Source organism: Streptomyces sp. SAI-127, assembly GCF_029894425.1.
Lineage (GTDB): Bacteria > Actinomycetota > Actinomycetes > Streptomycetales > Streptomycetaceae > Streptomyces.
In genome coordinates, this window is the sequence record NZ_JARXYJ010000001.1 from 90,967 (window position 1) to 113,969 (window position 23,003).

Consider the following 23,003-nt stretch of genomic DNA (forward strand, 5'->3'; position numbering starts at 1 on the left):
GCACGCCAACTCCCTCGATCAGGAGCGGGCCCCTGCCACCAGGAAGCGCTTCAGCTGCTCGACATCCGCCTCGTCCGGCGCGTGTCCGGACAACAGCCAGTGCTGCAGCGCGGCGACGGCCGCTCCGGCGATCGTCCGCCCGGCGCGGACCGAGTCGGCGGCCCCCAACTCTCATGCCGGGCCGGCGAAGAGCGAACCCAGGTCGTCCACCAGGACCACAATGGCGTGCCCCGCGTGCGGCACCGGGGTGACGGCGGCAGCGAGGACCGCCCGTACGCCCGCCGCGAGTCGCGGGTCGGCGGCCTGCCGTACGACGGCGGCGATGCCGGCACGCAGCCGGTCCTCGGCGCTGTCACCCGTGGCTCGTTCCATCCGGCGCCTGACCTGTCCGGCGAGTTCGCGCGCGCCGCGCTCGACGATCGCCTCCACTAGGGCGTCCCGGCCGGAGAACGCGCGGTAGAAGGCATCGTTGGAGAGCCCCGCGGCGGCCACGATGTCGGCGACGCGAGGCGGGCGTGGCGCACACTCGGTCATCAGCTTCAGCCCAGCGTCGAGCAGGGCGTCCACCTCGGCGCGGGCGCTCTGTTCAGCACCTGCAATCCGGCGGCTCACGGCCCGTTCGGCGAGCGACGGCGGGTGGGGATCGGTCGGAGTCAACGCTCTACCTCCTGCGCAAGAGTTCCATTCTGGAATACGAGAATGCTAATTTCGCATGCACTTGCCGGACCTGTCATCGGGGGCGCGACGCACATGGGACACAGGGCACACGCGGGACGCGGTGGATACGCAGACGGCCTGTTCGACCTCAGCGGCCGCGTGGTCCTGGTCACCGGCGGCAGCCGCGGGCTGGGACGGGAGATGGCGTTCGGGGCGGCCCGCTGCGGCGCGGACGTCGTGATCGCCTCGCGGACATATGAGGCGTGCGTGACCACGGCAGGTGAGATCGAGAAGGAGACGGGCCGCGCCGCCCTGCCGTACGCGGTCCACATGGGCCGTTGGGACCAGCTGCCGGGGCTCGTGGACGCGGTGCACGAGCGCTTCGGCCGCCTGGACGTGCTGGTCAACAACGCGGGAATGTCGCCGGTGTACGAGGACTTGGGCGAGGTGACGGAGAAGATGTTCGACGCCGTCGTCGCCCTGAACCTCAAGGGTCCGTTCCGCCTCTCCGTGCTCGCCGGGCAGCGGATGGCCGCGGCGGGCGGCGGAGCCATCGTCAATGTCAGCTCCACCGGCTCACTGCGCCCGCGCGCCCCGATCGTGCCGTACGCGGCGGCGAAGGCGGGACTCAACGCGATGACGGAAGGCCTGGCGCACGCGTTCGGGCCGACGGTCCGCGTCAACACCCTGATGTGCGGGCCGTTCGCCACCTGGGCCACCCGCCACTGGCAGGACGACCCCGAGGCGCTCGCGGCCGGCGTACGCGACCACGCGCTACAGCGCATCGGCGACCCCCGCGAGGTCGTCGGCGCCGCACTGTACCTGATCTCGGACGCCGCCTCGTACACGACGGGGGCGACGTTGCGGGTCGACGGGGGGATGCCCTGAGAGTGCTCGGGCATCTCCCGGTCCTTTGTCGTGGTGCGTGACGAGGCGTAGTGCCTCATCGCAATCCGCGCACCAACTTCCCCACCCACACCGACGTTCGCGCATCGACGTCATGGTCGTCTGTCAGCGCGGAGACCCTCACGTAGCCGTCCGAGACAGCGGCGGCATCGGTTCCAGGACCGGCGGAGGGATCCGCCCCGCGAAATCCCACGCGGTACGTGCCGGCGCCGGCGCCGCCGGACCCGTTGGCCGCCTTGTAGTCCGGAGCGAGCAGCGCGTCGCCTGCGACATCGGTGGCGCGGGTCCCCTTCGGCGGAAGCGGATCGCCCGCGTTTCCGGGTAGCGGTCGCAGTGGCACGTCAACGTTAAGCGCCAGGCCGCGCGGCATCAACCGGCCGTCTCTGGCGGCGCGTCGGATACGGTCGACGAGCTGCGCGGCATACATCGCGGTGGCCAGGGACGGGATGCCGGACTCGGCCGCGGTGAGCGCCGCGTTCACGTGCCGGAGTGCGGGATGATCTTCCGTAATTGGGTGCCGGGATCGATCCCCGAGACCACCAGGTCCCGCGGCTCGCCGCCGAGCACTTCGTCGAAAGCGAAGTACACACTGTCGGAGGGCGAGCCCGGGGTCAAAGTCCACACACCGCCCTCCGGTCGCGCCACCTCGAGGGTGGCCGGTGGCACGGTGACCCGACCGCCCTGACCGCTCTGGTCGGTGCCGAGGGCGACCACCACGACGCGGTGCCCGTCGACGACCAGCGCCTCGCGCAGCGCGACGATATACGGGGTGCCCGAACCGCCCTCGCCGCGCCAGCCGTCGTCGCTGGTCATGCCGATGGTGAGCGGGTGCCACTTCGCTTCGTCTCGTACCTACGTCGCACCGTCGGTGGGCCCCGTGGCGGTCACCGTCGCCGCGAACGCCGCGAACGCCGCAAGGACAGGCAGCAGTCTCTTTCCTGCCGGGTGCGGCTTCTTGGATACAGGGCCGTCCCGCCGCGGTCCGTCTTCCACCCGGCTCACCGCCCCGCCACCTCGACCACCATCGCCGACGCCATCCCCCCGCCCGCGCACATGGCGGCAACGCCCACTCCCCCACCCCGGCGCCGCAGTTCATGCACCAGCGTCACCAGCATCCGGGCGCCGGTGGCGGCCACCGGGTGGCCCAGGGAGATGCCGCTGCCGTTGACGTTCACCCGGTCGGGGTCGAGGGCGAGGCGGCGTACGACGGCCACGCACATCGACGCGAAGGCCTCGTTGATCTCGAAGAGGTCGACGTCGTCGAGGGAAAGCCCTGCCCTGGCAAGGGCTTTGGGGATGGCCAGGGCGGGCGCCATGCCGGTCTCCGCGGGGTCGACACCCACGGACGCCCAGGCGCGTACCGTGGCGAGTGCGGGCAGGCCGAGGCGGTCGCTCGCGACGACGAGGGCCGCGGCCGCGTCGTTGCCGCCGCAGGCGTTGCCTGCGGTGATGCTGAAGCCTTCGATCTCCGGGTGCAGCGGCTTGAGGGCGGCGAGTTTCTCCAAGGAGGTGTCCCGGCGCGGGTGTTCATCGACCGAGAACAGTCCGTGCGGCGTCCCGATCGGGACGGTCTCGGCCTCGAAACGCCCCTCGTCGATGGCGCGAACGGCGTTCCGGTGCGAGCGCAGGGCCCAGGCGTCCATGTCCTCACGGCTGATCTGCTCGGCCACTGCCGTGTTCCAGCCGATGGTGTACGACATGTCGAAGTTGGGCGCGTCCGGCCGGTTGGGGTGGGTCGGCGGGTACCAGTCGCTCCACTCACCGTCCATGCGGCGCCGCGAACGGGGCCCCGTCGAGGCAGAGTTGACCCCTCCCGCGATCACCAGTTCGTCCATGCCGGACCGGATGGACGCGGCAGCGTGTTCGACGGCAGCGAGACCCGCTGCGCAGTGCCGGTTGACGGCCGCTCCGGGTATCGAGGTCAGGCCGGCGGTCAGCGCGGCGTGCCGGGCGATGACCCCGCCGCCGTACAGGCCCTCCCCGAGGACCACGTCGTCGACGCCGACCGGGTCGAGGCCCTTCGCCGCGGCGGACACGATGTGGTCAGCGAGGTCGTAGGCGCTGGTGTCCCGCAGGGTGCCCTTGCCCGCGGTGCCGATGGGGGTGCGCAGGGCGCGGACGATGACGGCTTCAGGCATGGGTGGCCTCTCGGTCGGGGTGGTCGCCCGGCTGGGCGGGGGGTTCGGCCGACTGGCCGCGGGCTTCGGCCGGCTCTGCCGGGTCGGCGAGAGGTGTGGTCTCCGACTCGGTGAACTCCGTGACCAGGACGCGGCGCAGCAGCTTTCCGGTGTCGGTGCGCGGCAGTCCGGCGCGGAAGACGATCGTGTCGGGCGTCTTGGAGGTACGCAGCCGCTCACGCACCCAGCCTCGCAGGACATCGGGCTCGCCCTCGCCGACCACGAAGGCGACGATCCGCTGCCCCCACTCCTCGTCGGGGACACCGATCACGGCCGCCTCGCGGATGCCGGGGTGGGCGAGCAGCACGTCCTCGATCTCCTCGGGCGCGATGTTCTCGCCGCCCCGGATGATGGTGTCGTCGGCGCGCCCCTCGATGAACAGATAGCCGTCGGCATCGAGCCGCCCGCGGTCCCGCGTCGGGAACCAGCCGTCCTCGTCCAGCACACTGCGCCCCTGGTACTCACCGGAGATCTGCTCCCCGCGCACGTGCACGAGCCCGGTCCCGCCGGGGCCGAGCACCTTCCCCGCACTGTCACGGATCTCGATCTCGACACCCGGCAGGGCGCGTCCCACCGACGACAGGCGTGCGCGTACGGAGGGTTCGGCGGCGGCGACGGCCGCGCGGTGGTCGTCAGGGCCGAGCACCGCGACGGACGAAGCCGTCTCGGTCAGGCCGTACGCGTTGACGAAACCGGTCTCCGGAAAGAGTGCGAGGGCCCGCTCCACAACGACGCGCGGGGTGCGCGCACCCCCGTACGCGAGGTGGCGCAGGGTCGGCGTGCCCGCGTCGGGACCCTCCACGGCCTCGACGACGCGGGCGAGCATGGTCGGCACGAGCATGGCGTGGGTGACGCCTTCGCGGCGTACGGTGGCCAGCCACTCCCCCGCGTCGAAGGCGGACAGGTAGACGACCTGACGGCCGGTATAGAGGTTCGAGAGCAGGTTGGTCAGGCCTGCCACGTGGTACGGCGGGACCGCGACCAGCGCCGCGTCGCCCGGCTCGGCCGAGCCGAACTCCTGGGTGCCGAGGATGTACGCAAGCAGATGCCGGTGCCGTAGCAGCGCGGCCTTGGGAGCGGCGCTCGTGCCGCTGGTGTAGAGGATGACCGCCACCGCGTCCGGGTCCCACTCGGGTTCCAGCGCGATGGTGGAAACCTCGTTCTCGGATGGCGCGGTGAGCGTGTCGAGGTCTTCGGAGCTCAGCAGCAAGGCACCCGGATGCCGGCTTTCGATCTCCGCCAACTGCTCATGCCCCAGCCGGTAATTGAGCGGCACGAACGGCACGCCTGCCAGCGCCGCACCGAACAGCGCCACGGGATAGGCCAGTTGATTGACACCGCGGTAGAGAACGGCCGGCCTGCCCCGGAAGCGCCCGGCCGCTCGCCGGGCGCGCTCCAGTAGCTGTCCGGCGGTCAGGGTGTGGCCGTCCGCCGTCACCGCAGGCCGCTCGCCGTCGGCCGAAGCCGCCATTTCAAGGATCATGGTGATATTCATGAGAGTGCTATTCTCGCGATTCAAGAGCCGCACTTTCAAGAGTGGGGAGCACGTATGCGCATCAGCGGGAGTTCCGCGGTCGTGGTGGGTGGTGCGGGCGGCCTGGGGGAAGCCACCGTCCGCCGGCTGCACGAAGCGGGCGCCAAAGTCGTTGTGGCCGACCTCTCCGACGAGAAGGGCAAGGCCCTCGAACAGGAGCTGGGGGTGCGGTACATACGCACCGACGCGACCAGCGAGGCGGACGTGCAGTCAGCACTGGCCGAGGCCGAGGCTCTGGGAGAACTGCGCATCTCGGTCGACGCGCACGGCGGCCCGGCCTCCGGCGGCCGCCTGGTCGGCAAGGACGGCACCCCGCTCGACCTGGACGGCTTCCGCCGCACCGTCGACATCTACCTGACCGGCGTCTTCAACGTGATGCGGCTCGCCGCCGCCGCGATGGCGCGCCAGGAACCGCAGGACGAACAGTCCGGGCGCGGCGTCATCGTCAACACCGCGTCCATCGCCGCGTACGAGGGACAGATCGGCCAACTCCCCTACGCCGCCGCGAAAGGCGGCGTCGTCGCCATGACCTTGGTCGCGGCCCGCGACCTGTCCCCGCTGGGCATCCGTGTCGTCACCGTGGCTCCCGGCACGTTCCTCACACCCGCGTACGGGCAGGCAGGCGACAAGCTGGAGGCGTACTGGGGTCCACAGGTCCCGCATCCGAGGCGGATGGGCCACCCGGCCGAGTACGCGCAGCTGGTCCAGCAGATCGCCGAGAACGACTACCTCAACGGCGAGGTGATCCGCCTGGACGGGGCGCTGCGCTTCCCGCCCAAGTAGGACGAACGGGCCGTGCAGCCAGGCTCGGGCATGGGGGCGAGGGGGCAAGCGGGCAACTAGCTTTGGGCGCCGCCCTCATGGGCAGCGAACCCATCCCCCAGGGCCCCGAGCGCCTCGTCGAGCCAAGCCGTCAGATCACTGTCCGGCCGCGCCAGCCAGCAGTCGTACGCGGCGCGGCAGGCCGCCACGGTGGTGCGCCCCACGGCCAGCGGGATGAGCGCGTCGGCCGGTACGCCGAGCCGGCGTGCGGCGTACTCGCTGATCGTGCGGCCCCATGCCTCGTAGTGCGGCGCCGCGCTGGCCATCAGCGCCTCCGAGGCGGTCAGCAGCGTCATACGGGTGCGCAGTTCGGCGGGGTCGCCGCCGCGCGTGCGGTTGGCGTCCACGACGGCCCGGCGCACCGCCCGCATCAGCGGGACCTCGTCGTCGATCCGGTCCAACGCCCGCTGCAGCCGGGCCACTTCGGTGTCCCAGCCGTGCCACAGGACGGCCGCCTTGGACTCGAAGTAGCGGAAGAAGGTACGCCGGGTCACGCCCGCCTCGGCGGCGATGTCGTCGACCGTGACCCGGTCGAAGCCGCGTTCGCTGAACAGACGCAGCGCGATCAGGTCGAGGGCGCGGGCACTGGTGCCGCGCGGACGCCCGCGGGGCCGCTCCCCGTTGGCGCCAACCGGCTCTTCCCTGCCCCGACTTCTCTCCATCGTATTGATTATGTCACAGGGTGACGTTACGGTTCCGAGTATTCGTCACAGTGTGCCAAAAATACTGCGCGCATCCTCCTGAGGAGCACGGACATGGCCTACGAACCCGAAACGCTCACCCGCGACGAGCGCCCCGCACAGACCGGACCGGACGGCCCCGCAGCCGCCGACTACACCGAAGCCCTGGCCGAGGACGTCCTGGTCGAAGAGATCTCGATCGACGGCATGTGCGGTGTCTACTGACCCGGCGGGCGCCGGCACAAGCCCCGCCTTCGACCTCGACGCCCCCTGGCGGCTGCACCCCCGGGCGGCCATCCGTCCCGAGCGCTTCGGCGCGCTGCTCTACCACTTCGGGACGCGCCGGCTCTCCTTCCTGAAGAACCGCACTCTGCTCGACGTGCTCCGCACACTCGACCAGGAGATCAGCGCCCGCTCGGCCTGTCTCGCCGCGGGAGTGAGCGAGCAGGACCTGCCGCTGTTCGCCCGCGCCTTGGATGGCCTCGCGGCCTCGGACATGATCTGCCCCCGCAGCGAAGGGAGGTCCCCCGCATGAGCCTCGCATCGGCCTCCCTCATCGAGCACTTCGAGGACGGTCTCGCTGCCCCGATCTGCCTGACCTGGGAGCTGACCTACGCCTGCAACCTGGCGTGCGTGCACTGCCTGTCCAGCTCCGGCCGCCGCGACCCGCGCGAGCTGACCACCGCCGAGTGCAAGGCGGTGATCGACGAGCTGGAACGCATGCAGGTCTTCTACGTCAACATCGGCGGCGGAGAACCGACCGTCCGCCCCGACTTCTTCGAGCTGATCGACTACGCGACGCGCCACCACGTCGGCGTCAAGTTCTCCACCAACGGCGTCAGGATCACCCCCGAGGCCGCTCGCCGGCTCGCCGCGAGCGACTACATCGACGTGCAGATCTCGCTCGACGGGGCCACCGCCGCGGTCAACGACGCGGTGCGCGGGTCCGGTTCGTACGACACCGCGCTGCGCGCGATGACCCACCTCCGCGACGCCGGATTCGAGGGTTTCAAGCTGTCGGTGGTGATGACCCGGCACAACATCGGCCAGCTCGACGCGTTCAAGGAGCTGGCCGACCGGTACGGCGCCCAGCTGCGCATCACCCGGCTGCGGCCCGCAGGCCGTGGCGCGGACACCTGGGGCGAGCTGCACCCGCTGCCCGAGCAGCAGCGCGAGCTGTACGAGTGGCTCCTGAGCCATGGCGAGTCGGTACTCACCGGAGACTCGTTCTTCCACCTGTCCGGCTACGGCGACGGGGCCCTGCCCGGCCTGAACCTGTGCGGGGCGGGCCGCGTGGTGTGCCTGATCGATCCTGTCGGCGATGTGTACGCCTGCCCGTTCGCGATCCACGAGAACTTCCTCGCCGGCAACGTCCGCTCGCCCGGCGGCTTCCAACAGGTCTGGCAGCACTCCGAGTTGTTCGAGGAACTGCGCAGCCCCCAGTCCGGTGGGGCGTGCACGTCCTGCTCCGCGTACGACTCCTGCCGCGGCGGCTGTATGGCGGCGAAGTTCTTCACAGGGCTGCCCCTTGACGGGCCGGATCCCGAGTGCGTCAAGGGGCACGGGCAGGTGGCGCCGGCGAGCGCGGTGCCGCGCCCTTCCCAGGACCATTCGCACCGTTCGCGTCCGGTCCCGGTGACGATCGGCCGCCGCCCCGAGCGGCCGAGCGCCCCCGACCGGGCCTGCGACGAGAGCCCGCTCGCCGGGTTCGTACCGGAGCCGTGAGTCATGCCCGTACGGCAGCTGTCGGACCTGACCTGGCCCGAGGTGCAGCGGCACGTCGCCGCGGGCGCTCTGCTCGCCGTGCCGGTCGGATCCACCGAACAGCACGGCCCGCATCTGCCGCTGTCCACGGACGCGGATATCGCGCTCGCCCTGTGCGAACGCCTGGCTCGGGCGCGGGATGACGTACTGGTGGCGCCCTGCGTCCCGTACGGCTCCAGCGGCGAGCACGCAGGGTTCCCCGGAACGCTGTCCATCGGGCAGGAGGCGCTCGAACTGCTCCTGGTCGAGCTGGTACGCAGCGCCACCGACACCTTCGAGCACGTGCTGCTCGTCTCGGCGCACGGCGGCAACGCCGAACCGGTGGTCCGGGCCGTGGCCCGATTGCGGGCCGAAGCGCGTGATGTCGCCGTCTTCCTGCCGTCATGGCGCGGCGGTGACGCACACGCCGGGCGCACGGAGACGTCGCTGCAGCTCGCCCTGCACCCGAGCCGTCTGCGGATGCGTGAGGCCGCCGCGGGCAACACCCGCCCGTTGGCGGAACTGATGCCGACGCTGCGGGCGGGAGGCGTGCGTGCGGCGAGCGCGAACGGGGTTCTGGGGGATCCGGCAGGTGCCACGGTGGCTGAAGGCGCTGCACTGCTGCGGGAGTCGACCGACCAGCTCGTCGCTCAGGTCTCGCGCTGGCGCGCCGGGCGGCAGGCGGTGGCACCGTGAGCCGGACACACAGGACGAGCGATACGGGTACGAAGCCCCGCGTCGCACTCGTCACCGGGGCCGGACGTGGGATCGGCGCCGCCACGGCCCTGGCGCTCGCCGCCCGCGGCTGGTCCGTACTCGCGGTCGATCTGGCCTGCGACGACCCCGATCTGCCGTACCCGATGGCCACCAAGGCGGAGCTCGACGCCGTGGTGGCGCGGGCGGGCGCACCCGAACGCGTGCGGCCCTTCGTCGCCGACGTACGCGATCCTGCGGCTCTCGCGAAGGCCGTGTCCGAAGCCGAGCGGTACTGGGGCGGACTCGACGCGGCGATCGCCTGCGCGGGTGTCATCGCGGGCGGCGTACCGCTGTGGGAGGTGCCGCCCGCGCAGGAACGCGCGGTGCTCGACATCGACCTGGGCGGCGTCCTGAACCTCGCCCGGGCCGCGCTGCCCGCACTGCTGCGCAGGCCCGAACCCCGGCAGGGCCGCTTCCTCGCGGTGGCGTCGGCCGCGGCCACGCGAGGTCTGCCGATGCTGGCCGCCTACTGCGCGGCCAAGGCGGGTGTGGCGGGTCTGATCCGTGCCCTGGGCGTGGAGTTGGCCGGCACCGGCGTGACCGCCAACGCCGTCAGCCCGGGCTCCACGGCCACCCCGATCCTCACCGAAAGCGCCCGCCTGTACGACCTGCCGAACTGTGAGGCGTTCGCCGCCCAGCAACCCATGGGCCGACTCCTCGAGCCGGCCGAAGTGGCCGAGGTCCTCGCGTTCCTCGCCGGGCCCGGCAGCAGCGGCATGACCGGGGCGGTCGTCCCGGTCGACGCGGGGCTCGCCCTCTGAGACCCAGTCACCACCCCAGCACATCCATGCACACGTAGAAGGGACTCCTCATGGCCCTGCTCGGCAACCCCTGGTTCGAGACGGTCGCCGAGGCGCAGCGACGCACCCGCCGCCGACTGCCGCCCGCCGTGTACGGCGCGCTGATCGGAGGTTCCGAAGGCGGACTCACCCTCAAGGACAACCAGGCAGCGTTCGGTGAACTGGGCTTCGCCCCGCATGTGGCAGGCCTCGCCGCGCAGCGCGATCTGACGACCTCGGTCATGGGACAGGAACTCGCCCTGCCGGTCATCTGCTCGCCCACGGGAGTCCAGGCCGTGCACCCCGACGGGGAGCTGGCCGTCGCCCGCGCGGCGGCGGCCCGCGGCACGGCGCTCGGTCTGAGTTCGTTCGCGTCTCAGCCCGTCGAGGACGTGGTGGCGGCGAACCCGCGGACGTTCTTCCAGATCTACTGGTCCGGCACCCGCGAGCAGATCCTGCACCGCATGGAGCGCGCCCGCGCCGCCGGTGCGGCGGGCCTGATCCTCACCCTGGACTGGTCGTTCTCACAGGGCCGCGACTGGGGCAGCCCGTCGATCCCCGAGCGGATCGACGTACGCACGATGATCCGGTACGCGCCCCAGGCCCTCACCCACCCGCGCTGGCTGGCCGCCTACGCGAAGGCCCGCAGGCTGCCCGAACTGTCCGTGCCGAACATGACGCAGGGCCCGGGCGCCGAAGTGCCGGGATTCTTCGGCGCGTACGGCGAGTGGATACAGACCCCGCCGCCCACCTGGGAGGACGTGGCCTGGCTGGTCAAGCAGTGGGACGCCCCCTTCATGCTCAAGGGCATCACCCGCATCGACGACGCCAAACGTGCCGCCGACGCGGGCGTCACCGCCCTGTCCGTCTCCAACCACGGCGGCAACAACCTCGACGGCACTCCTGCCGCGATCCGCGCCCTGCCGGCGGTGGCCGAAGCGGTCGGGGACGAGGTGGAGATCGTGCTCGACGGGGGTGTGCGGCGCGGCGCCGACGTGGTCAAGGCGCTCGCGCTCGGCGCGCGGGCGGTGATGATCGGCCGCGCGTATCTGTGGGGCCTCGCCGCGAACGGTCAGGCCGGCGTGGAGAACGTGCTCGACATCCTGCGCTCCGGCATCGACTCGGCTCTGCTCGGGCTCGGGCGCGCGTCGGTACGGGAACTCGGGCGCGAGGATGTGCTCGTACCGGAGGGCTTTGTGCGCAGGCTCGGCGCAGAGCAGTGACGCGCGGTGCTCCGCCGCTCAGCCCTGCGGCTCGTCCCGCTCGAGCAGGCCCGCCGGGACGTGGTTCGCCCAGCCCTGCCCCGGCCAGTTGAACCACCCCGACGACGCGTACGTCCCGCCGTCGGGGTGCAGGGTCGTGCCGGTGACGTACGAGGACAGGCGTGAGGCGAGGAAGACGACGCATCCCGAGACGTCGTCCACTTGGCCCACCCGGCCCATGGGGATCGCGGCCCGCACACCGGCCGTGTCGGCCAACACACCTCCAGCCGAGGCAAGTTGGGAGAGCCGTGGGGTGGGCGTGAGATCCGGGGCGACGTTGTTTACGCGTATCCCGTACGGTGCTTCCTCGACCGCGAGCGTGCGCGCGAACTGCTCCACGGCCGCCTTCGCCGCCGCGTAGACGGCGAATCCGGGCGCGGCGCGGTGCGCCTCGACGGTTGTCAGGTTGACGATGCTGCCGCCGCGTCCGCCGTCCCGCATCCGGGGTACGGCGAGGGAGCAGGCGTGCAGGACATGCAGAAGGTTGGCGCGCAGGAGCGCGTCCCAGCCCTTCGGTGACGTGTCCGTGAAAGCGGCACGGAAGGTGCCGCCGACGACGTTGACCAGGGTGTCCAGGCGCCCCCATCGCTCGTCGACCGCCTCGAACAAGTCGGTGAGAGCCTCCGGTTCGCGTGCGTCGCCGTGCCGGACGATCGCTTCGTGGCCGTTCTCGTCGAGCGTCCGGCGCGTGGTTGCGGCCGCTGCCGGGTCGATGTCGAGTACGGCGGTATGTACCCCGCAGGCCGCCAGGTCAAGGGTGATCGCGGCGCCCAGGCCGCCCGCCCCGCCCGTGATCACGGCCACGGTGCCGGCCAGGCCGGCGCGCTCCTCGAACCAGCCCATGGGTCCACCTCTCCGTTTCACCTCAGATACGTGGCGCCGAACGCGTCGATGAATTCGAAGGTGGCCCCGGCCGAGTCGGTCCCGCTGGAGACGACGACCCACGTGACCCCGGCCTTGGCCAGCTCGGCGAACGCCTCCCGGTGACGGTCGGGCTCGGCGGCCGGGGTGGTCAGGCCTTCGTCCTGATAGGAGTGCACGATGTCGATCGGATCCGTACGACCCACGGCGGCCGCGTTCTCGTACAACTCCGCTACGAGCTGGGCGAGTTCCGGCACTCCGCCGAGCCCGGGCGTACGGGCCGTCTGCGCCAGCTGAGCGCCTCCGGACAGTGGCATCCAGCCATGCGCGCGCTCGGCCACTCGGCACCGGGTCAGCCGCGCGTTGCCGCCCACCCAGATCGGCAGCGGTGACTGGACGGGACGAGGGCGGCAGACGACATCGCGGGCGCTGAAGTGGCGGCCTTCGTAGCTGAAGGGTTCACCACTCCAGTAGCCCGGAAGCACGTCCAGCGTCTCGTCGAAGAGGGCGTTGCGCTCGTCGAAGTCGACGCCGAGTGCGTGGAACTCACCCTTCAGATAGCCCGCACCGAGCCCGAGGGTGAACCGGCCACCGGAGAGCCGGTCGAGGGTGGCCGCCGCCTTGGCCAGCAGGAACGGATTGCGGTACGGGGCGACGGACAGATAGGTGAGCAGGCGCAGCCGCTCGGTCACAGCGGCGACATGGCCGAGCGCGACGAACGGGTCCAGCGTTTGATGCCCGCCGGAGGCCAGCCACCGTGAGCCGGGGGCAGGGTGCTCGGTCAGCGAGAACCCGTGGAATCCGGCCCGCTCGGCGACCTGCGCCACCTCGCCGAGCGGGCCGGCGGCCAGAAGGTCGCCGTCGGGGCCGTGGGGCTCGGGGTACTGGAATATGAACTGCATCGCGGTCAGGCGTCCTTCGCCAGGAGCCCGGCGAGCGTCTGTCGGAAGTCCTCGGTCTGGAAGGACTGGTACTCGGCGGTGGTCGCGAAGTCGAGGGTGGCCAGGACCGCGCGTTCCAGGTGCAAGTTGAGCAGCCGCTTCGTTGCCTCGACGGCCTGCCGCGGCAGCCCCGCGATGCGCTTGGCGCAGTCGAGGGCGTCGGAGAGCGGATCCGCGCTGACGTGGTTCGCGAGGCCCATCGCCACGGCTTTGTCGGCGCGGATCCGGGCGCCGGTAAGGGCATACTCCTTGGCGAACATCAGGCTCGTGTGCAGCGGCCAGGTGAGCGGGCCGCCGTCGGCGGCGACCAGGCCGATCTGGACGTGCGGGTCGGCCAGATAGGCGTTCTCGTGAAGGTAGGCGATGTCGCTGAGCGCGATCAGGCTGCACCCGAGTCCGACCGCGGGGCCGTTGACGGCGGCGACCACCGGGACGCGGCAGCGCGCCATGCCGAGGACGAGGTCGCGGCCGTGGGCGATGGTGCGCGTGCGCAGTTCGGGGTCCTTGCTCAGCTGGTCCAGGTAGGTGAGGTCGCCTCCGGCGGAGAACGCGCGTCCGCTGCCGGTGAGCACGGCGGCGCGCGCGTCGTGGTCCTCGCTCAACTGCGGCCACAGTCGGGCGAGTCCGGTGTGCAGGGCGTCGTTGACGGCGTTGAGGGCGTCGGGCCGGTTGAGGGTGATCACACGCAGCGGGCCCTCGGCGCGTACGTCGATCTCCGGCGGCAGATCGTACAGCGGGCCGGTCATGTCAACCTCCAGGTCCAACAGGGCAAGTCACCCTCCAGGCCGAGCCGGTCATGTCAGCCTCCAAGTCGAGTCGGTCATATCAGCCTCCAAGTCCCAGGATCCGGCGGGCGATGATGTTCTTCTGGATCTGCGAGGTGCCGCCCATGACGCTCTGGGAACGGCTGTAGAGGTACTCGGCGAACAGCACCGGGTCGCGGGTGCCGCCGACGGCGAGCGCCGCGTGGCCGACGTCCTGTTCGACCCAGGTCATCAGGAGTTTGTCGAGGGAGCCCTCGGGTCCGTGGTGGACCCCGTCGAGTCGTTCGGACAGGCGGCGGCGCAGGTGGAGCCGGAGCATCTCGGCCTGGACGGCCGCCCAGCGCAGTTCGTCGGACGGCTCGGTCTCCGGTGCGCGCCGGGCGAGGTCGCGCACGAGCTTGCCGTAGCGGGCGGTGAAGCCGAGTTCGGCGGGTTCGCGCTCGTGGCCGACCACGGTCATGGCGAGGGCCCAGCCCTCGCCGGGGGCGCCGACCATGCGGTCCGCGGGGACCCGCGCGCCGTCGATGACGAGCTGTCCGAACTCGCTCGTCACCCCGTTGATCATCTTCAACGGCCGCTGCTGGATGCCTCCTTGATGCATGTCGACGATGAAGGCCGAGATGCCCTTGTGCCGCGGAACGTCCGGATCGGTGCGGGCCAGCATCAGGCACCAGTCGGCGACGTCCGAGTAGCTGGTCCAGATCTTGTGGCCGTCGAGGAGGTACGTGTCGCCCTCGCGCGTGGCCGTGGTGGTGAGGGAGGCGAGGTCGGAGCCTGCTCCGGGTTCGCTGAAGCCCTGGCACCAGCGTTGCGTTCCGTCGATCATGCCGGGCAGGAACCGGCGGCGCAGTTCCTCGCTGCCGTGCCGCCCCAGGCCCTGGACGAGATAGCCGAGGCTGGGGCGCGGGCGGGCTCCGGCGCGGGCGAGTTCCTCGTCGAGGATCACGTCGTACACCGGGGGCAGCTCGTGGCCGCCGTACGCGCGCGGCCAGGTCAGGCCGAAGAACCCGCCGGCGTACAGGGCCTGGTGCCAGTCGCCCTGCCGTGCCCAGTAGTCCTCGCCGGAGCCGGAGGCGGGGAACCTCGCGGCGTTGTCCGCCAGCCAGGTCCGCAACCGGCCGCGGAACGCGGCCTCTTCGGGTGCGTCACGATAGTCCAAGGTCGATCTCCTCCAGGCGTACGGGGAACAGCTCGCTCGACGTGAGCACGCGCCGCAGATACACATGGGCAAGGCACTCCCAGGTGTTGCCGATGCCGCCGTGCACCTGGATCGCGGTCTCGCATACGGTGCGCGCGGCGCGTGCGCAGTAGACCTTCGCGATACGGGCGGATCGCAGGGCCTCCTCCGGGCCGGTCGCGTCGACGGCCCAGGCCGCGTACCGCAGCACGCTGGTGGAGCCCTCGATCAGGGCGAGGCCCTCGGCGAGCGGGTGCGACACGGCCTGGTAGGAGCCGATGGACTGTCCGTACTGTTCGCGGATCTTGGCGTACTCGCAAGCCAGCGCGTGCGCTCCGCGGGCGGCTCCGAGCAGGTCGGCGGAGGTCGCGACGAGTGCGAGGGCGTGGAAGCGGGCGGCCCGCTCTTCGGTGAGCGCGGGCAGCGGCTCCGGTTCGCCGATGAGTTCGCTGCGTGCGCGCGTGAGATCGGCGGTGCGTATGGGGTCCCCCAGTGCGCCCGCGAAGGGGATGGTCTCCCGTAGCTCGACCGCGCGTCGCATCCCCCGCGCGTCGACGGCCTCGCCGTTCACCGCGAGCGTCCAGGCGGTGCGGTCCTCCGCGGCGGCCGGGAGCAGTTCGTCGGCGAGCACCGGACCGAGGTAGGGCACGTCGATCAGTCCGCGCCCGAACTCCTCGGCGACCAGGGCGACTTCGACACCGGTGGCGTCGTCCGAGCGCAGCCGGCGCCAGCCCGTGTCGGCGACGGCCTTCTCCAGGCGGGCGAGGCGCGCTTCGTCGTCCAGGTCGAGGACCGAGCCCGGTCCGAGGTCCGCGGACAGCTTCCCTGCCGCCTCCTTCAGCCACTGCTGCTCACTGGTCAGCCGTGCGTCCATGACGCTCCTTCAGGACTCGGCGCAGGACCTTCCCTGACGGAAGGCGGGGTATCTCGTCCACGAACACGACCTCGTGCGGCCGTTTGTAGGTGGCCAGGCGTTCGCCGACGTAGGCGATCAGGTCGCCCGCCGTCACCGGTGCGCGCGTGGAGACGGCGGCGATCACGGACTCCGAACCCTCATCGCCGGATACGCCGTAGACGGCGCAGTCGGACACGGCCTGATGGCCGAGGAGCACGCCTTCGACCTCGGCCGGCGCGACCTGGAACCCCTGGACTTTGATCATCTCCTTGGAACGGTCCGTGAGGTACAGCCAGCCGTCGCTGTCCACGCGCCCGACGTCACCGGTGCGGTACCAGCCGCCCCGGAAGGCCTCGCGGGTCGCGTCGGCGGGCAGGTAACCCGCCATCAAGGACGGCGACTTGAGCTCGATCTCGCCGGTCTCGCCGACCCCGAGGACGCGTCCCGTCTCCAGGTCGGTGACCCGCACCCGCACGCCCGGCACCGGCCGCCCCACACTGTCGAGCCGTGCGCCCTGAAGGGGATTGCAGGCGATGACGGGCAGTTCGCTCGCCCCGTAGGCGGGCACCCAGCCGACCCCCGTACGGCGGGTGACCTCCTCGGCGACGCCGGCCGTCACGGGTGTCGCGCCCCACATGATGAACCGCAGCGAGGACAGGTCGTACGACTCCAGGTCCGGGTGCCTCGCCATCGCCAGGGCGATCGGCGCGACGGCCATCTCGACGGTGATCCGGTCCTTCTCGATCCGTTCGAGGACCCGGTTCAGATCGAAGCGGCGATGCAGCCGCACCCATGCACCGGCGGCGAGCGCCGTCTCGATGTTGAGCAGGCCGAGGATGTGCGAGGGCGGGGTGGTCACCTGGAGGCGGTCCTGCCCGGTGAGTTGGAGGGCGTCCGTCCAGTGCCTTGTCGCCGCGGCGAACGACGCATGGGTGTGGCGTACGGCCTTCGGCAGTCCGGTCGTGCCCGAGCTGAAGACGAGGACGGCATCGGCGGCCGGATCGGGCGGGGAGAACGTCCCCGCGCCGTCACCGGTAAGCGTCACCTCGTCCAGGTGCAGCATGGGCATCAGGTCGGCGAGCACCTGCTGGTCGCCGAGCGCGTCGGCGGGGCGGGTGACCGCCAGGACATGCTCGACCTCGGTCCTCTTCCACGCCGGGCTGATGAGGACGACCGCGGCTCCCGCCTTCCACACGGCATGGACGGCCACCACGAACTCGGGCCGGTTCGAGGACATGAGCGCCACCCGCTCCCCCGCGCGCACCCCTCGGCGTACCAGGGTCGCGGCGAGGGAGTCGGCGAGGGACTCGAGCCGGCCTCGGCTGTACGTCTCCTCCTCGAAGGCCAGGGCCGCCTCATCCTGCGCGCCGGACGTCTGCATGTGAGAGGCTCCCATCTCGACTGCGAGAACGTTATTCTCAAAGAGATAGAACTTTCATACCAGAAGGAGGCCGCCCGTGCCGACCCCCTCGCCCGCGCCTGCTGCCTTCCACCGCGCGACGATCACCCGGATCGTCCGGGAAACCGCCGACACCACCACGTACACGCTCCGTCCGCACAGTGGCGATTTCTCCTACCGTGCAGGGCAGTTCTGCACGTTCCGCGTGCAGGTGGACGGGCGGCACCTGCTGCGCTCGTACTCGATGTCGAGTGCGCCGGAGACGGACGGCGAGCTGATGACCACGGTGAAGCGGGTGCCGGGCGGCAAGGTCTCGAACTGGCTGGGCGACCACGCACGCGAAGGCGACACGCTCGAACTCACCCAGCCCCGGGGGCGGTTCTGCCTGCGCGAGATCGAGGTTCCGCTGCTCGGATTCGCCGGCGGCAGCGGCCTCACGCCCGTGTTCTCGCTGGCCAAGAGCGCACTCGCCGGTACACGGCGCAACGTCAGGCTGCTGTGCGCCGACCGTTCGCGGGACGCGATGATCTTCGCTTCGGCCCTCGACGAGCTGGTGCTGCGCTATCCCGGAAGGCTCACAGTCGTACGTCATCTGGACGCGGATCGGGGCCTGTTGGATCAGGCCCGGGTCAAGGAGTTCGTGGGAGCGGACGGGGACGCGGACGTGTACGTGTGCGGCCCCGAGCCCTTCATGGAACTCGTCGAGTCGGCGCTTCCGGGCGGCGGAAAGTTGTTCAGCGAACGGTTCGGCGCGGCAGCTCCTGCCGCCCCTCCGACCGCGACGGCCGCCCCGCCGGCTCCGACGGCCGCGGCGCCGGGGACCATATCGATCCGCCTGGGCAACCAACGGGTCGCGGTACCCGCCCACCCCGGCGAGACGCTTCTGCAGACCGCCCGCCGAGCGGGCCTGACCCCACCGTTCTCCTGCGAGGCCGGAAACTGTGCCACGTGCATGGCAAAGGTCACCGAAGGATCGGTGCGCATGCGAGTGAATGACGTTCTGGAGGACGACGAGGTGGCGGAGGGCTATGTGCTCACCTGCCAGGGGGTACCCGAAACTCCGTCGGTGACAGTCGAGTACGAGTGAACGTCGCCCGGGAGTCAGCGCGTGCGCACCGTCTGAGTCTGCGTGGTCTGGCCCACCAGCACCCCTTCTCGCACCTCGAACACATCGGTCTGCACGACGATGAAGGATCGCCCGATGTGCAGAGGGCGGGCCACTGCCTCAACGGTGCCCGCGCGGACCGGGCGGAAGAAATGGGTCTTGGAGTCGACACTCGAAGTGTCGGCACCGGAGTCATCAGCACACCACCGTGGAGCGTGGCGCCGGCCGTGCACAGGTCGGAGGACCAGGACAGGGTGCCGCTCGCGTGCTCGGCGGTCGCCTCGGTGAGGTCGATTCCCAGTCCGTTGGCGAACGGCATTGCGGCCAGGAGGTCGGCGGGGCGGGTCAGGTCGGAGGCCATACACCACGGTGGACGGGACCGACTCCGTGGTCGATTACACCGGCAGTCATTGACACCGGCGACAGATGCGAGTCCGGGCCTGACCCTCAGTACGACCGGGGCAGCCCCATCACGTGCTGGGACACGTAGTTGAGCACCATCTCCTGGCTCACGGGCGCGAGGCGAAGCAGCCGGGACTCCCGGAAGTAGCGCTCGACGTGGTACTCGCGGGCGTATCCCATGCCGCCCAGCGTCTGCACGGCGCGGTCCGCGGCCTGGAAGCCGGCGTCCGCGCACAGGAACTTGGCCATGTTGGCCTCGCGTCCACAGTCCAGGCCGCGGTCGTAGCGCCAGGCGGCGTTGCGGGCCATGAGCCGGGCCGCGTCGAGGCGGGTCAGGGCCTCGGCCAGCGGGAAGGCGATGCCCTGGTTCTGGCCGATCGGCCGCTCGAAGACGATCCGTTCGCTCGCGTAACGGGTCGCCACGTCGAGGGCGGCCCGGCCGAGGCCCAGGGCCTCGTGGGCGAGAAGGATCCGTTCGGGGTTGAGGCCGTCAAGGAGATACCTGAATCCCTGCCCTTCCTCGCCGATCCGTGCGCTGACCGGGACCTTCAGACCGTCGATCAGGATCTCGTTCGACGCCACGGCGTTGCGGCCCATCTTCGGGATGGGCCGGATCTCCATGGCGTTGCGGTCGACGTCCGCGAGGAACACCGACAGACCGTGGGTGGGCTTGGCCACCTCATCGCGCGGGGTCGTACGGGCGAGCAGCACCATCTTCTGCGAGTCGCCCGCCTTGGTGATCCACACCTTGCGGCCGTGGACGATGTAGTGGTCGCCTTCGCGGCGCGCGAAGGTGGAGATGCGGGTGGTGTCGGTGCCCGCATCGGGTTCCGTGACGCCGAAGCACACATGCAGTTCGCCCGTGGCCGCGTGCGGCAGTACGGCACGACGGAGTGCCTCGCTGCCGTGCTTGGCCAGGACGTTGAGGCCGAAGATGGTCAGGTGCATGGTGGAGCAGCCGTTCATGCCGGCGCCCGATGCCGCGACCTCCTCCAGGAGCAGTGAGGCCTCCAGGACGCCGAGTCCGCCGCCCCCGTACTCCTCGGGGACGGCGATGCCGAGCCAGCCCGCCTTCGCGAAGGCGTCGTAGAACTCCCAGGGGAATTCGCCGCGTTCGTCGCGATCGGCCCAGTAGTCGGGAGCGAAGGTGCGGGCCAGATCGCGGACGGCCGCCTGGATGTCCCGTTGCTGTTCGCCGAGTTCGAGGTCCATCAGTCCCGCTCGCCGCCCGGATGGCACAGCACGAGCACGGACCGGGCCACGAGTTCGCCTCCGCTGCCGAGCCCGTCGACATAGCGCAGGGTCGTGTCGCGTACGGCGCCGGTGTAGGCGGGATCGACGGCGCGCGGACCCGGGGGCATGGGCAGTCCCTGAGCGAGCTCGCGGCGCCGGGCGAGCAGCGCGATGATCTGGTCGTCGAGTTCGGCGAGGTCGGCACAGGCATGGCCGCGCCCGGTCGTCTCGACCACGTGTGTCGTCACTGCGGTTCTCCCTTGGCGATGTGCAGCTGGTCCTTCATGACCTTCCCGGTCCCGTTCAGTGGCAGCTCGGTCCGGAACTCCACGGATCTGGGCACCTTGTACCCGGCCATCCGCTCCCGGCTCCAGGCGATCAGGTCCTCCTGCGATACGGGGGAACGCGTGACGACGAACGCCTTGCCCACCTGGCCGAGGCGCTTGTCCGGCACCCCGATGACAGCGGCCTGTGCGACCGCGGGATGCTCGAGGAGGAAGCCTTCGATCTCGGCGGGGTAGGCGTTGAATCCGCCGACGATGAACATGTCCTTCTTGCGGCCGACGATCCGCAGCCGTCCGTCCGCGTCGAGCGTGCCGAGGTCGCCGGTGTGCAGCCAGCCGTCGGTGTCGACGGCCTCGGCGGTGGCCGCCGGGTCGTCGAGGTAGCCCTGCATGACGCTGTAGCCGCGCACCAGGACCTCGCCGTCCTCGGCGATGCGCACTTCGACGCCGTCGCACGGGGTGCCGACGGTGGTGGCGATGGACTCGAAGGAGTCGCCGGGGCGTGAGGCGGTGACGGTACCGGCCTCGGTCAGCCCGTACCCGGTCATGATCGACCGGAAGGGCAGCTGCGTACGCACGCGCCGGATGAGCTCCACGGGAATGTCGGCGGCTCCCGTCACGGCGGCCCGCAGCGAGGACAAGTCGTTGCCTTTGCCGGCCACTTCGAGGAGCGAGTGGTAGAGGGTCGGCGGCCCGGGCAGCATCGTGATCTTCTCCCGCTGGACCAGCTCCACCACCCGGTCCACGTCGAAGACCGGCACGGGGAGGATCGTGGCGCCGCGGATCAGCGAGGCGATGATCCCGGCCTTGTAGCCGAACGTGTGGAAGAACGGGTTGACGGCCAGATACCGGTCTCCCTCGCGCAGATCGGCGAGGTGGCACCACTCCTCGTACAGGCGCAGCGTCTGCCGGTGCGTCATCAGCACGCCCTTGGGGCGGCCCGTGGTGCCCGAGGTGTAGATGACGTCGGCGATGTCATCGGGGCGGGATGCGCGGTCGTACGGTGTTCCGCTCGCCAGGAAGTCCGAGCGGAGGTCGATCACCGGGATGCCGTCCGGTGCGGTGAACTCACGCCCGAGGAAGCCCTGTTGGACGAGTACGAGCTTCGCGCCGCTGCGCCCGATGATGTCGGCGGCCTCCTGGCCCTGCAGCCGGGTGTTGACCGGCACCAGGACGCCGCCCGCGGTGACCGCGCCGAGCGCGGCCACGATCCACGCGGCCGAGTTGGGCGCCCAGACGGCCACGCGGTCGCCCGTGCCGACGCCTGCCGAGGCATACGCCCCGGCGGCCCTGCGGATGCGCTCGGCGAGTTCGGTGAAGGTCAGGCGCGTGGAGCCGTCCACGACCGCCTCGGCGTCACCGAAGCGTTCGGCGGCGCTGAGCGCCATCCGCGGGATGGTGCCCCAACTCGCCCATCCCGCCGCGTCCGCGGTGTTCATACGCCGAGCAGGCGGGCCAGGTTGCCGCCCATGACCTTGGCCTTGTCCTCGTCGCTCAGCTTCGCCAGGTGGTCGACGTAGGTCACCGGGTCGGCGAGGCCCTCCGGGTGCGGGTAGTCGGAGCCGAACAGGACCCGCTCGATGCCGATGAGGTCGCCGAGCGCGGCCATGTCCTCCTCCCAGAAGGGGCTGATGTGGATGTGGCGCTTGAAGACGTCGACCGGGTTCTCCTGGAACTCGTGCGGCATCTTCTTGTACACGTCGGCCAGGCGGTCGAGCAGCGGCTCGACCCAGGACGCGCCGTTCTCGATGACGGCGACCTTGAGCGCCGGGAAGCGGCTCAGCGCGCCGTGGCAGATCAGGGACGAGACGGCGTCCTCAATCGGCCGCCACTCGTTGATCTGCCGGAAGGCGTTGGGCTTGAAGGGCAGGAACTCCCGCTGGTTGCCTTCCCAGTCGTTGGCGTAGTCCGAGTAGCCGCTGTCGGAGGAGTGCAGGGTGACGAGCAGGTCGTGGTGGACCACCCGCTCCCAGAACGGGTCGAACTCCGGCAGGGCGAACGAGCGGGTGATGCCGCCGGGGCCGGGCACGGGCGCGGGACGGACCAGGATGGCCCGGGCACCTCGCTCCACCACCCATTCCAGCTCCTCGATCGCCTTGTCGACGAACGGGAGGGTGATGACCGGGACGGTGAAGATGCGGTCCTCGTAGTTGAAGGACCAGGTCTCGTGCAGCCACTGGTTGAGCGCATGGATTACGGTGTGGATCAGCTCCGGGTCGTCCTTCATCCGCTCCTCGATCAGGCTCGCGAGGGTCGGGAACATCAGGCTGCGCTGGATGCCGAGTTCGTCCATCAGCTCCAAGCGCGGGCCGGGTTCACGGAAGGCCGGGATCGCGCGCATGGGTTCGCCGAATATCTCCCGGCGGGTCTTGCCGGTGGGGTTGCCGACCTTGAAGTACTCCTCCATGGCACCGGGCCGCGCGACGACCTCGAAGGTGGGGTTGGGGATGTACTCGCTGATCTGACCCCGGACGGCGATCTTCGTCCGGCCGTCGACCTGGACGTACCGGATCGCCCCCGCGTACTGCTCCGGCAGGTACCTGGTGAGGGCCTCCTCGGTCTCGTAGAGGTGGTTGTCCGCGTCGAAGAGCGGATACGGCAGCTCGCGCGAGGGCATGAGATCCTC

General features: G+C 70.8%; 26 protein-coding genes and 1 pseudogene. 9 read left to right on the plus strand and 18 right to left on the minus strand.

What is annotated here, in order from left to right; genetic code table 11:
- Positions 1-18 precede the first annotated feature (18 nt).
- Complete coding sequence (locus M2157_RS00435; protein ID WP_280863988.1) at positions 19-168, minus strand: hypothetical protein; 150 nt, start codon at positions 166-168, stop codon at positions 19-21.
- A 3-nt stretch (positions 169-171) separates the two neighbouring features.
- A complete protein-coding gene (locus M2157_RS00440; RefSeq protein ID WP_280863989.1) occupies positions 172-657 on the minus strand; it encodes a TetR/AcrR family transcriptional regulator in 486 nt (161 codons plus the stop codon).
- A 93-nt stretch (positions 658-750) separates the two neighbouring features.
- Between M2157_RS00440 and M2157_RS00445 the strand changes: the two genes are divergently transcribed.
- Positions 751-1,545 carry a glucose 1-dehydrogenase gene (locus M2157_RS00445; RefSeq protein WP_280859755.1) on the plus strand — a complete coding sequence of 265 codons (795 nt, stop codon included), beginning with the start codon at positions 751-753 and terminating at the stop codon, positions 1,543-1,545.
- Positions 1,546-1,600: 55 nt separating this feature from the next.
- Here the strand turns inward: M2157_RS00445 and M2157_RS00450 are convergent, their stop codons facing one another.
- From M2157_RS00450 to M2157_RS00465, 4 genes are all read right to left on the minus strand, one after another.
- Complete coding sequence (locus tag M2157_RS00450; RefSeq protein ID WP_280863990.1) at positions 1,601-2,044, minus strand: hypothetical protein; 444 nt, start codon at positions 2,042-2,044, stop codon at positions 1,601-1,603.
- Entirely contained in the window at positions 2,041-2,376 is a 336-nt protein-coding gene (locus M2157_RS00455) for a 5'/3'-nucleotidase SurE (RefSeq protein ID WP_280863991.1), read from the minus strand. The genes M2157_RS00450 and M2157_RS00455 overlap by 4 nt, the downstream gene beginning before the upstream one ends.
- A gap of 185 nt (positions 2,377-2,561) precedes the next feature.
- Positions 2,562-3,701: a thiolase family protein gene (locus M2157_RS00460; protein ID WP_280859758.1), complete on the minus strand. Its 1,140-nt coding sequence runs from the start codon at positions 3,699-3,701 to the stop codon at positions 2,562-2,564.
- The gene (locus M2157_RS00465) at positions 3,694-5,211 is read right to left on the minus strand and encodes a fatty acid--CoA ligase family protein (protein WP_280863992.1); all 1,518 of its coding nucleotides are present in this window, start codon (positions 5,209-5,211) and stop codon (positions 3,694-3,696) included. Before M2157_RS00465 ends, M2157_RS00460 begins: the two co-directional genes overlap by 8 nt.
- Positions 5,212-5,289: 78 nt before the next feature.
- Here M2157_RS00465 and M2157_RS00470 point away from each other — a divergent pair, with 78 nt between their 5' ends.
- Positions 5,290-6,057 (plus strand): SDR family NAD(P)-dependent oxidoreductase, encoded by a 768-nt coding sequence (locus M2157_RS00470; RefSeq protein WP_280859760.1) that lies wholly within the window; start codon positions 5,290-5,292, stop codon positions 6,055-6,057.
- Between the two features lie 56 nt (positions 6,058-6,113).
- On the opposite strand, the gene mftR is transcribed toward M2157_RS00470, so the two are convergent.
- Entirely contained in the window at positions 6,114-6,758 is a 645-nt protein-coding gene (gene mftR / locus M2157_RS00475; protein ID WP_280863993.1) for a mycofactocin system transcriptional regulator, read from the minus strand.
- A gap of 93 nt (positions 6,759-6,851) precedes the next feature.
- Between mftR and mftA the strand changes: the two genes are divergently transcribed.
- Genes mftA through mftD form a run of 6 tightly spaced genes read left to right on the plus strand, consistent with a single transcriptional unit; the run spans position 6,852 to position 11,277 of the window.
- The gene (gene mftA, locus M2157_RS00480) at positions 6,852-7,001 is read left to right on the plus strand and encodes a mycofactocin precursor MftA (protein ID WP_280863994.1); all 150 of its coding nucleotides are present in this window, start codon (positions 6,852-6,854) and stop codon (positions 6,999-7,001) included.
- Positions 6,991-7,311 (plus strand): mycofactocin biosynthesis chaperone MftB, encoded by a 321-nt coding sequence (mftB, locus tag M2157_RS00485; RefSeq protein ID WP_280863995.1) that lies wholly within the window; start codon positions 6,991-6,993, stop codon positions 7,309-7,311. Before mftA ends, mftB begins: the two co-directional genes overlap by 11 nt.
- Entirely contained in the window at positions 7,308-8,501 is a 1,194-nt protein-coding gene (mftC, locus tag M2157_RS00490; RefSeq protein ID WP_280863996.1) for a mycofactocin radical SAM maturase, read from the plus strand. The genes mftB and mftC overlap by 4 nt, the downstream gene beginning before the upstream one ends.
- Positions 8,502-8,504: 3 nt before the next feature.
- Positions 8,505-9,215 carry a mycofactocin biosynthesis peptidyl-dipeptidase MftE gene (mftE, locus tag M2157_RS00495; protein ID WP_280863997.1) on the plus strand — a complete coding sequence of 237 codons (711 nt, stop codon included), beginning with the start codon at positions 8,505-8,507 and terminating at the stop codon, positions 9,213-9,215.
- Entirely contained in the window at positions 9,212-10,036 is an 825-nt protein-coding gene (locus M2157_RS00500) for a mycofactocin-coupled SDR family oxidoreductase (RefSeq protein WP_280863998.1), read from the plus strand. Before mftE ends, M2157_RS00500 begins: the two co-directional genes overlap by 4 nt.
- 50 nt (positions 10,037-10,086) lie before the next feature.
- Positions 10,087-11,277: a pre-mycofactocin synthase MftD gene (gene mftD / locus M2157_RS00505; protein ID WP_280863999.1), complete on the plus strand. Its 1,191-nt coding sequence runs from the start codon at positions 10,087-10,089 to the stop codon at positions 11,275-11,277.
- Between the two features lie 18 nt (positions 11,278-11,295).
- Here mftD and M2157_RS00510 read toward each other — a convergent pair whose 3' ends face one another.
- From M2157_RS00510 to M2157_RS00535, 6 genes are all read right to left on the minus strand, one after another.
- Positions 11,296-12,159, minus strand: coding sequence for an SDR family oxidoreductase (locus tag M2157_RS00510; RefSeq protein ID WP_280864000.1), 864 nt, complete (start codon positions 12,157-12,159; stop codon positions 11,296-11,298).
- 17 nt (positions 12,160-12,176) lie between these two features.
- On the minus strand, positions 12,177-13,079 hold the full coding sequence (locus M2157_RS00515; RefSeq protein ID WP_280864001.1) for an LLM class F420-dependent oxidoreductase: 903 nt from the start codon (positions 13,077-13,079) through the stop codon (positions 12,177-12,179).
- A gap of 5 nt (positions 13,080-13,084) precedes the next feature.
- On the minus strand, positions 13,085-13,864 hold the full coding sequence (locus M2157_RS00520; protein WP_280864002.1) for an enoyl-CoA hydratase/isomerase family protein: 780 nt from the start codon (positions 13,862-13,864) through the stop codon (positions 13,085-13,087).
- A 79-nt stretch (positions 13,865-13,943) separates the two neighbouring features.
- Complete coding sequence (locus tag M2157_RS00525) at positions 13,944-15,041, minus strand: acyl-CoA dehydrogenase family protein (protein ID WP_280864003.1); 1,098 nt, start codon at positions 15,039-15,041, stop codon at positions 13,944-13,946.
- A complete protein-coding gene (locus M2157_RS00530; RefSeq protein WP_280864004.1) occupies positions 15,028-15,933 on the minus strand; it encodes an acyl-CoA dehydrogenase family protein in 906 nt (301 codons plus the stop codon). Before M2157_RS00530 ends, M2157_RS00525 begins: the two co-directional genes overlap by 14 nt.
- Entirely contained in the window at positions 15,911-17,335 is a 1,425-nt protein-coding gene (locus M2157_RS00535; protein WP_280864005.1) for an AMP-binding protein, read from the minus strand. The genes M2157_RS00530 and M2157_RS00535 overlap by 23 nt, the downstream gene beginning before the upstream one ends.
- A 76-nt stretch (positions 17,336-17,411) precedes the next feature.
- Here M2157_RS00535 and M2157_RS00540 point away from each other — a divergent pair, with 76 nt between their 5' ends.
- Positions 17,412-18,440 (plus strand): ferredoxin--NADP reductase, encoded by a 1,029-nt coding sequence (locus M2157_RS00540; RefSeq protein ID WP_280864006.1) that lies wholly within the window; start codon positions 17,412-17,414, stop codon positions 18,438-18,440.
- A 134-nt stretch (positions 18,441-18,574) separates the two neighbouring features.
- On the opposite strand, the pseudogene M2157_RS49055 reads toward M2157_RS00540, so the two are convergent.
- From M2157_RS49055 to M2157_RS00565, 5 genes and pseudogenes are all read right to left on the minus strand, one after another.
- A pseudogene (locus M2157_RS49055) lies at positions 18,575-18,826 on the minus strand (hypothetical protein); the annotation flags it as partial.
- Positions 18,827-18,905: 79 nt separating this feature from the next.
- Positions 18,906-20,072, minus strand: coding sequence for an acyl-CoA dehydrogenase family protein (locus tag M2157_RS00550; protein ID WP_280864007.1), 1,167 nt, complete (start codon positions 20,070-20,072; stop codon positions 18,906-18,908).
- On the minus strand, positions 20,072-20,341 hold the full coding sequence (locus M2157_RS00555; protein WP_280859780.1) for a chorismate mutase: 270 nt from the start codon (positions 20,339-20,341) through the stop codon (positions 20,072-20,074). The genes M2157_RS00550 and M2157_RS00555 overlap by 1 nt, the downstream gene beginning before the upstream one ends.
- Entirely contained in the window at positions 20,338-21,816 is a 1,479-nt protein-coding gene (locus M2157_RS00560; RefSeq protein WP_280864008.1) for a FadD3 family acyl-CoA ligase, read from the minus strand. The genes M2157_RS00555 and M2157_RS00560 overlap by 4 nt, the downstream gene beginning before the upstream one ends.
- Positions 21,813-22,994 (minus strand): amidohydrolase family protein, encoded by a 1,182-nt coding sequence (locus M2157_RS00565; protein WP_280864009.1) that lies wholly within the window; start codon positions 22,992-22,994, stop codon positions 21,813-21,815. Before M2157_RS00565 ends, M2157_RS00560 begins: the two co-directional genes overlap by 4 nt.
- Positions 22,995-23,003: the final 9 nt, after the last annotated feature.

Coding starts and splice junctions, on each gene's coding strand:
- M2157_RS00445 (WP_280859755.1), top strand. CDS start 751: ATGGGACACAGGGCACACGCGGGACGCGGTGGATACGCAGACGGCCTG.
- M2157_RS00455 (WP_280863991.1), bottom strand. CDS start 2,376: ATGACCAGCGACGACGGCTGGCGCGGCGAGGGCGGTTCGGGCACCCCG.
- M2157_RS00460 (WP_280859758.1), bottom strand. CDS start 3,701: ATGCCTGAAGCCGTCATCGTCCGCGCCCTGCGCACCCCCATCGGCACC.
- M2157_RS00465 (WP_280863992.1), bottom strand. CDS start 5,211: ATGGCGGCTTCGGCCGACGGCGAGCGGCCTGCGGTGACGGCGGACGGC.
- M2157_RS00470 (WP_280859760.1), top strand. CDS start 5,290: ATGCGCATCAGCGGGAGTTCCGCGGTCGTGGTGGGTGGTGCGGGCGGC.
- mftR (WP_280863993.1), bottom strand. CDS start 6,758: ATGGAGAGAAGTCGGGGCAGGGAAGAGCCGGTTGGCGCCAACGGGGAG.
- mftA (WP_280863994.1), top strand. CDS start 6,852: ATGGCCTACGAACCCGAAACGCTCACCCGCGACGAGCGCCCCGCACAG.
- mftC (WP_280863996.1), top strand. CDS start 7,308: ATGAGCCTCGCATCGGCCTCCCTCATCGAGCACTTCGAGGACGGTCTC.
- mftE (WP_280863997.1), top strand. CDS start 8,505: ATGCCCGTACGGCAGCTGTCGGACCTGACCTGGCCCGAGGTGCAGCGG.
- mftD (WP_280863999.1), top strand. CDS start 10,087: ATGGCCCTGCTCGGCAACCCCTGGTTCGAGACGGTCGCCGAGGCGCAG.
- M2157_RS00510 (WP_280864000.1), bottom strand. CDS start 12,159: ATGGGCTGGTTCGAGGAGCGCGCCGGCCTGGCCGGCACCGTGGCCGTG.
- M2157_RS00515 (WP_280864001.1), bottom strand. CDS start 13,079: ATGCAGTTCATATTCCAGTACCCCGAGCCCCACGGCCCCGACGGCGAC.
- M2157_RS00520 (WP_280864002.1), bottom strand. CDS start 13,864: ATGACCGGCCCGCTGTACGATCTGCCGCCGGAGATCGACGTACGCGCC.
- M2157_RS00530 (WP_280864004.1), bottom strand. CDS start 15,933: ATGGACGCACGGCTGACCAGTGAGCAGCAGTGGCTGAAGGAGGCGGCA.
- M2157_RS00535 (WP_280864005.1), bottom strand. CDS start 17,335: ATGCAGACGTCCGGCGCGCAGGATGAGGCGGCCCTGGCCTTCGAGGAG.
- M2157_RS00550 (WP_280864007.1), bottom strand. CDS start 20,072: ATGGACCTCGAACTCGGCGAACAGCAACGGGACATCCAGGCGGCCGTC.
- M2157_RS00560 (WP_280864008.1), bottom strand. CDS start 21,816: ATGAACACCGCGGACGCGGCGGGATGGGCGAGTTGGGGCACCATCCCG.
- M2157_RS00565 (WP_280864009.1), bottom strand. CDS start 22,994: ATGCCCTCGCGCGAGCTGCCGTATCCGCTCTTCGACGCGGACAACCAC.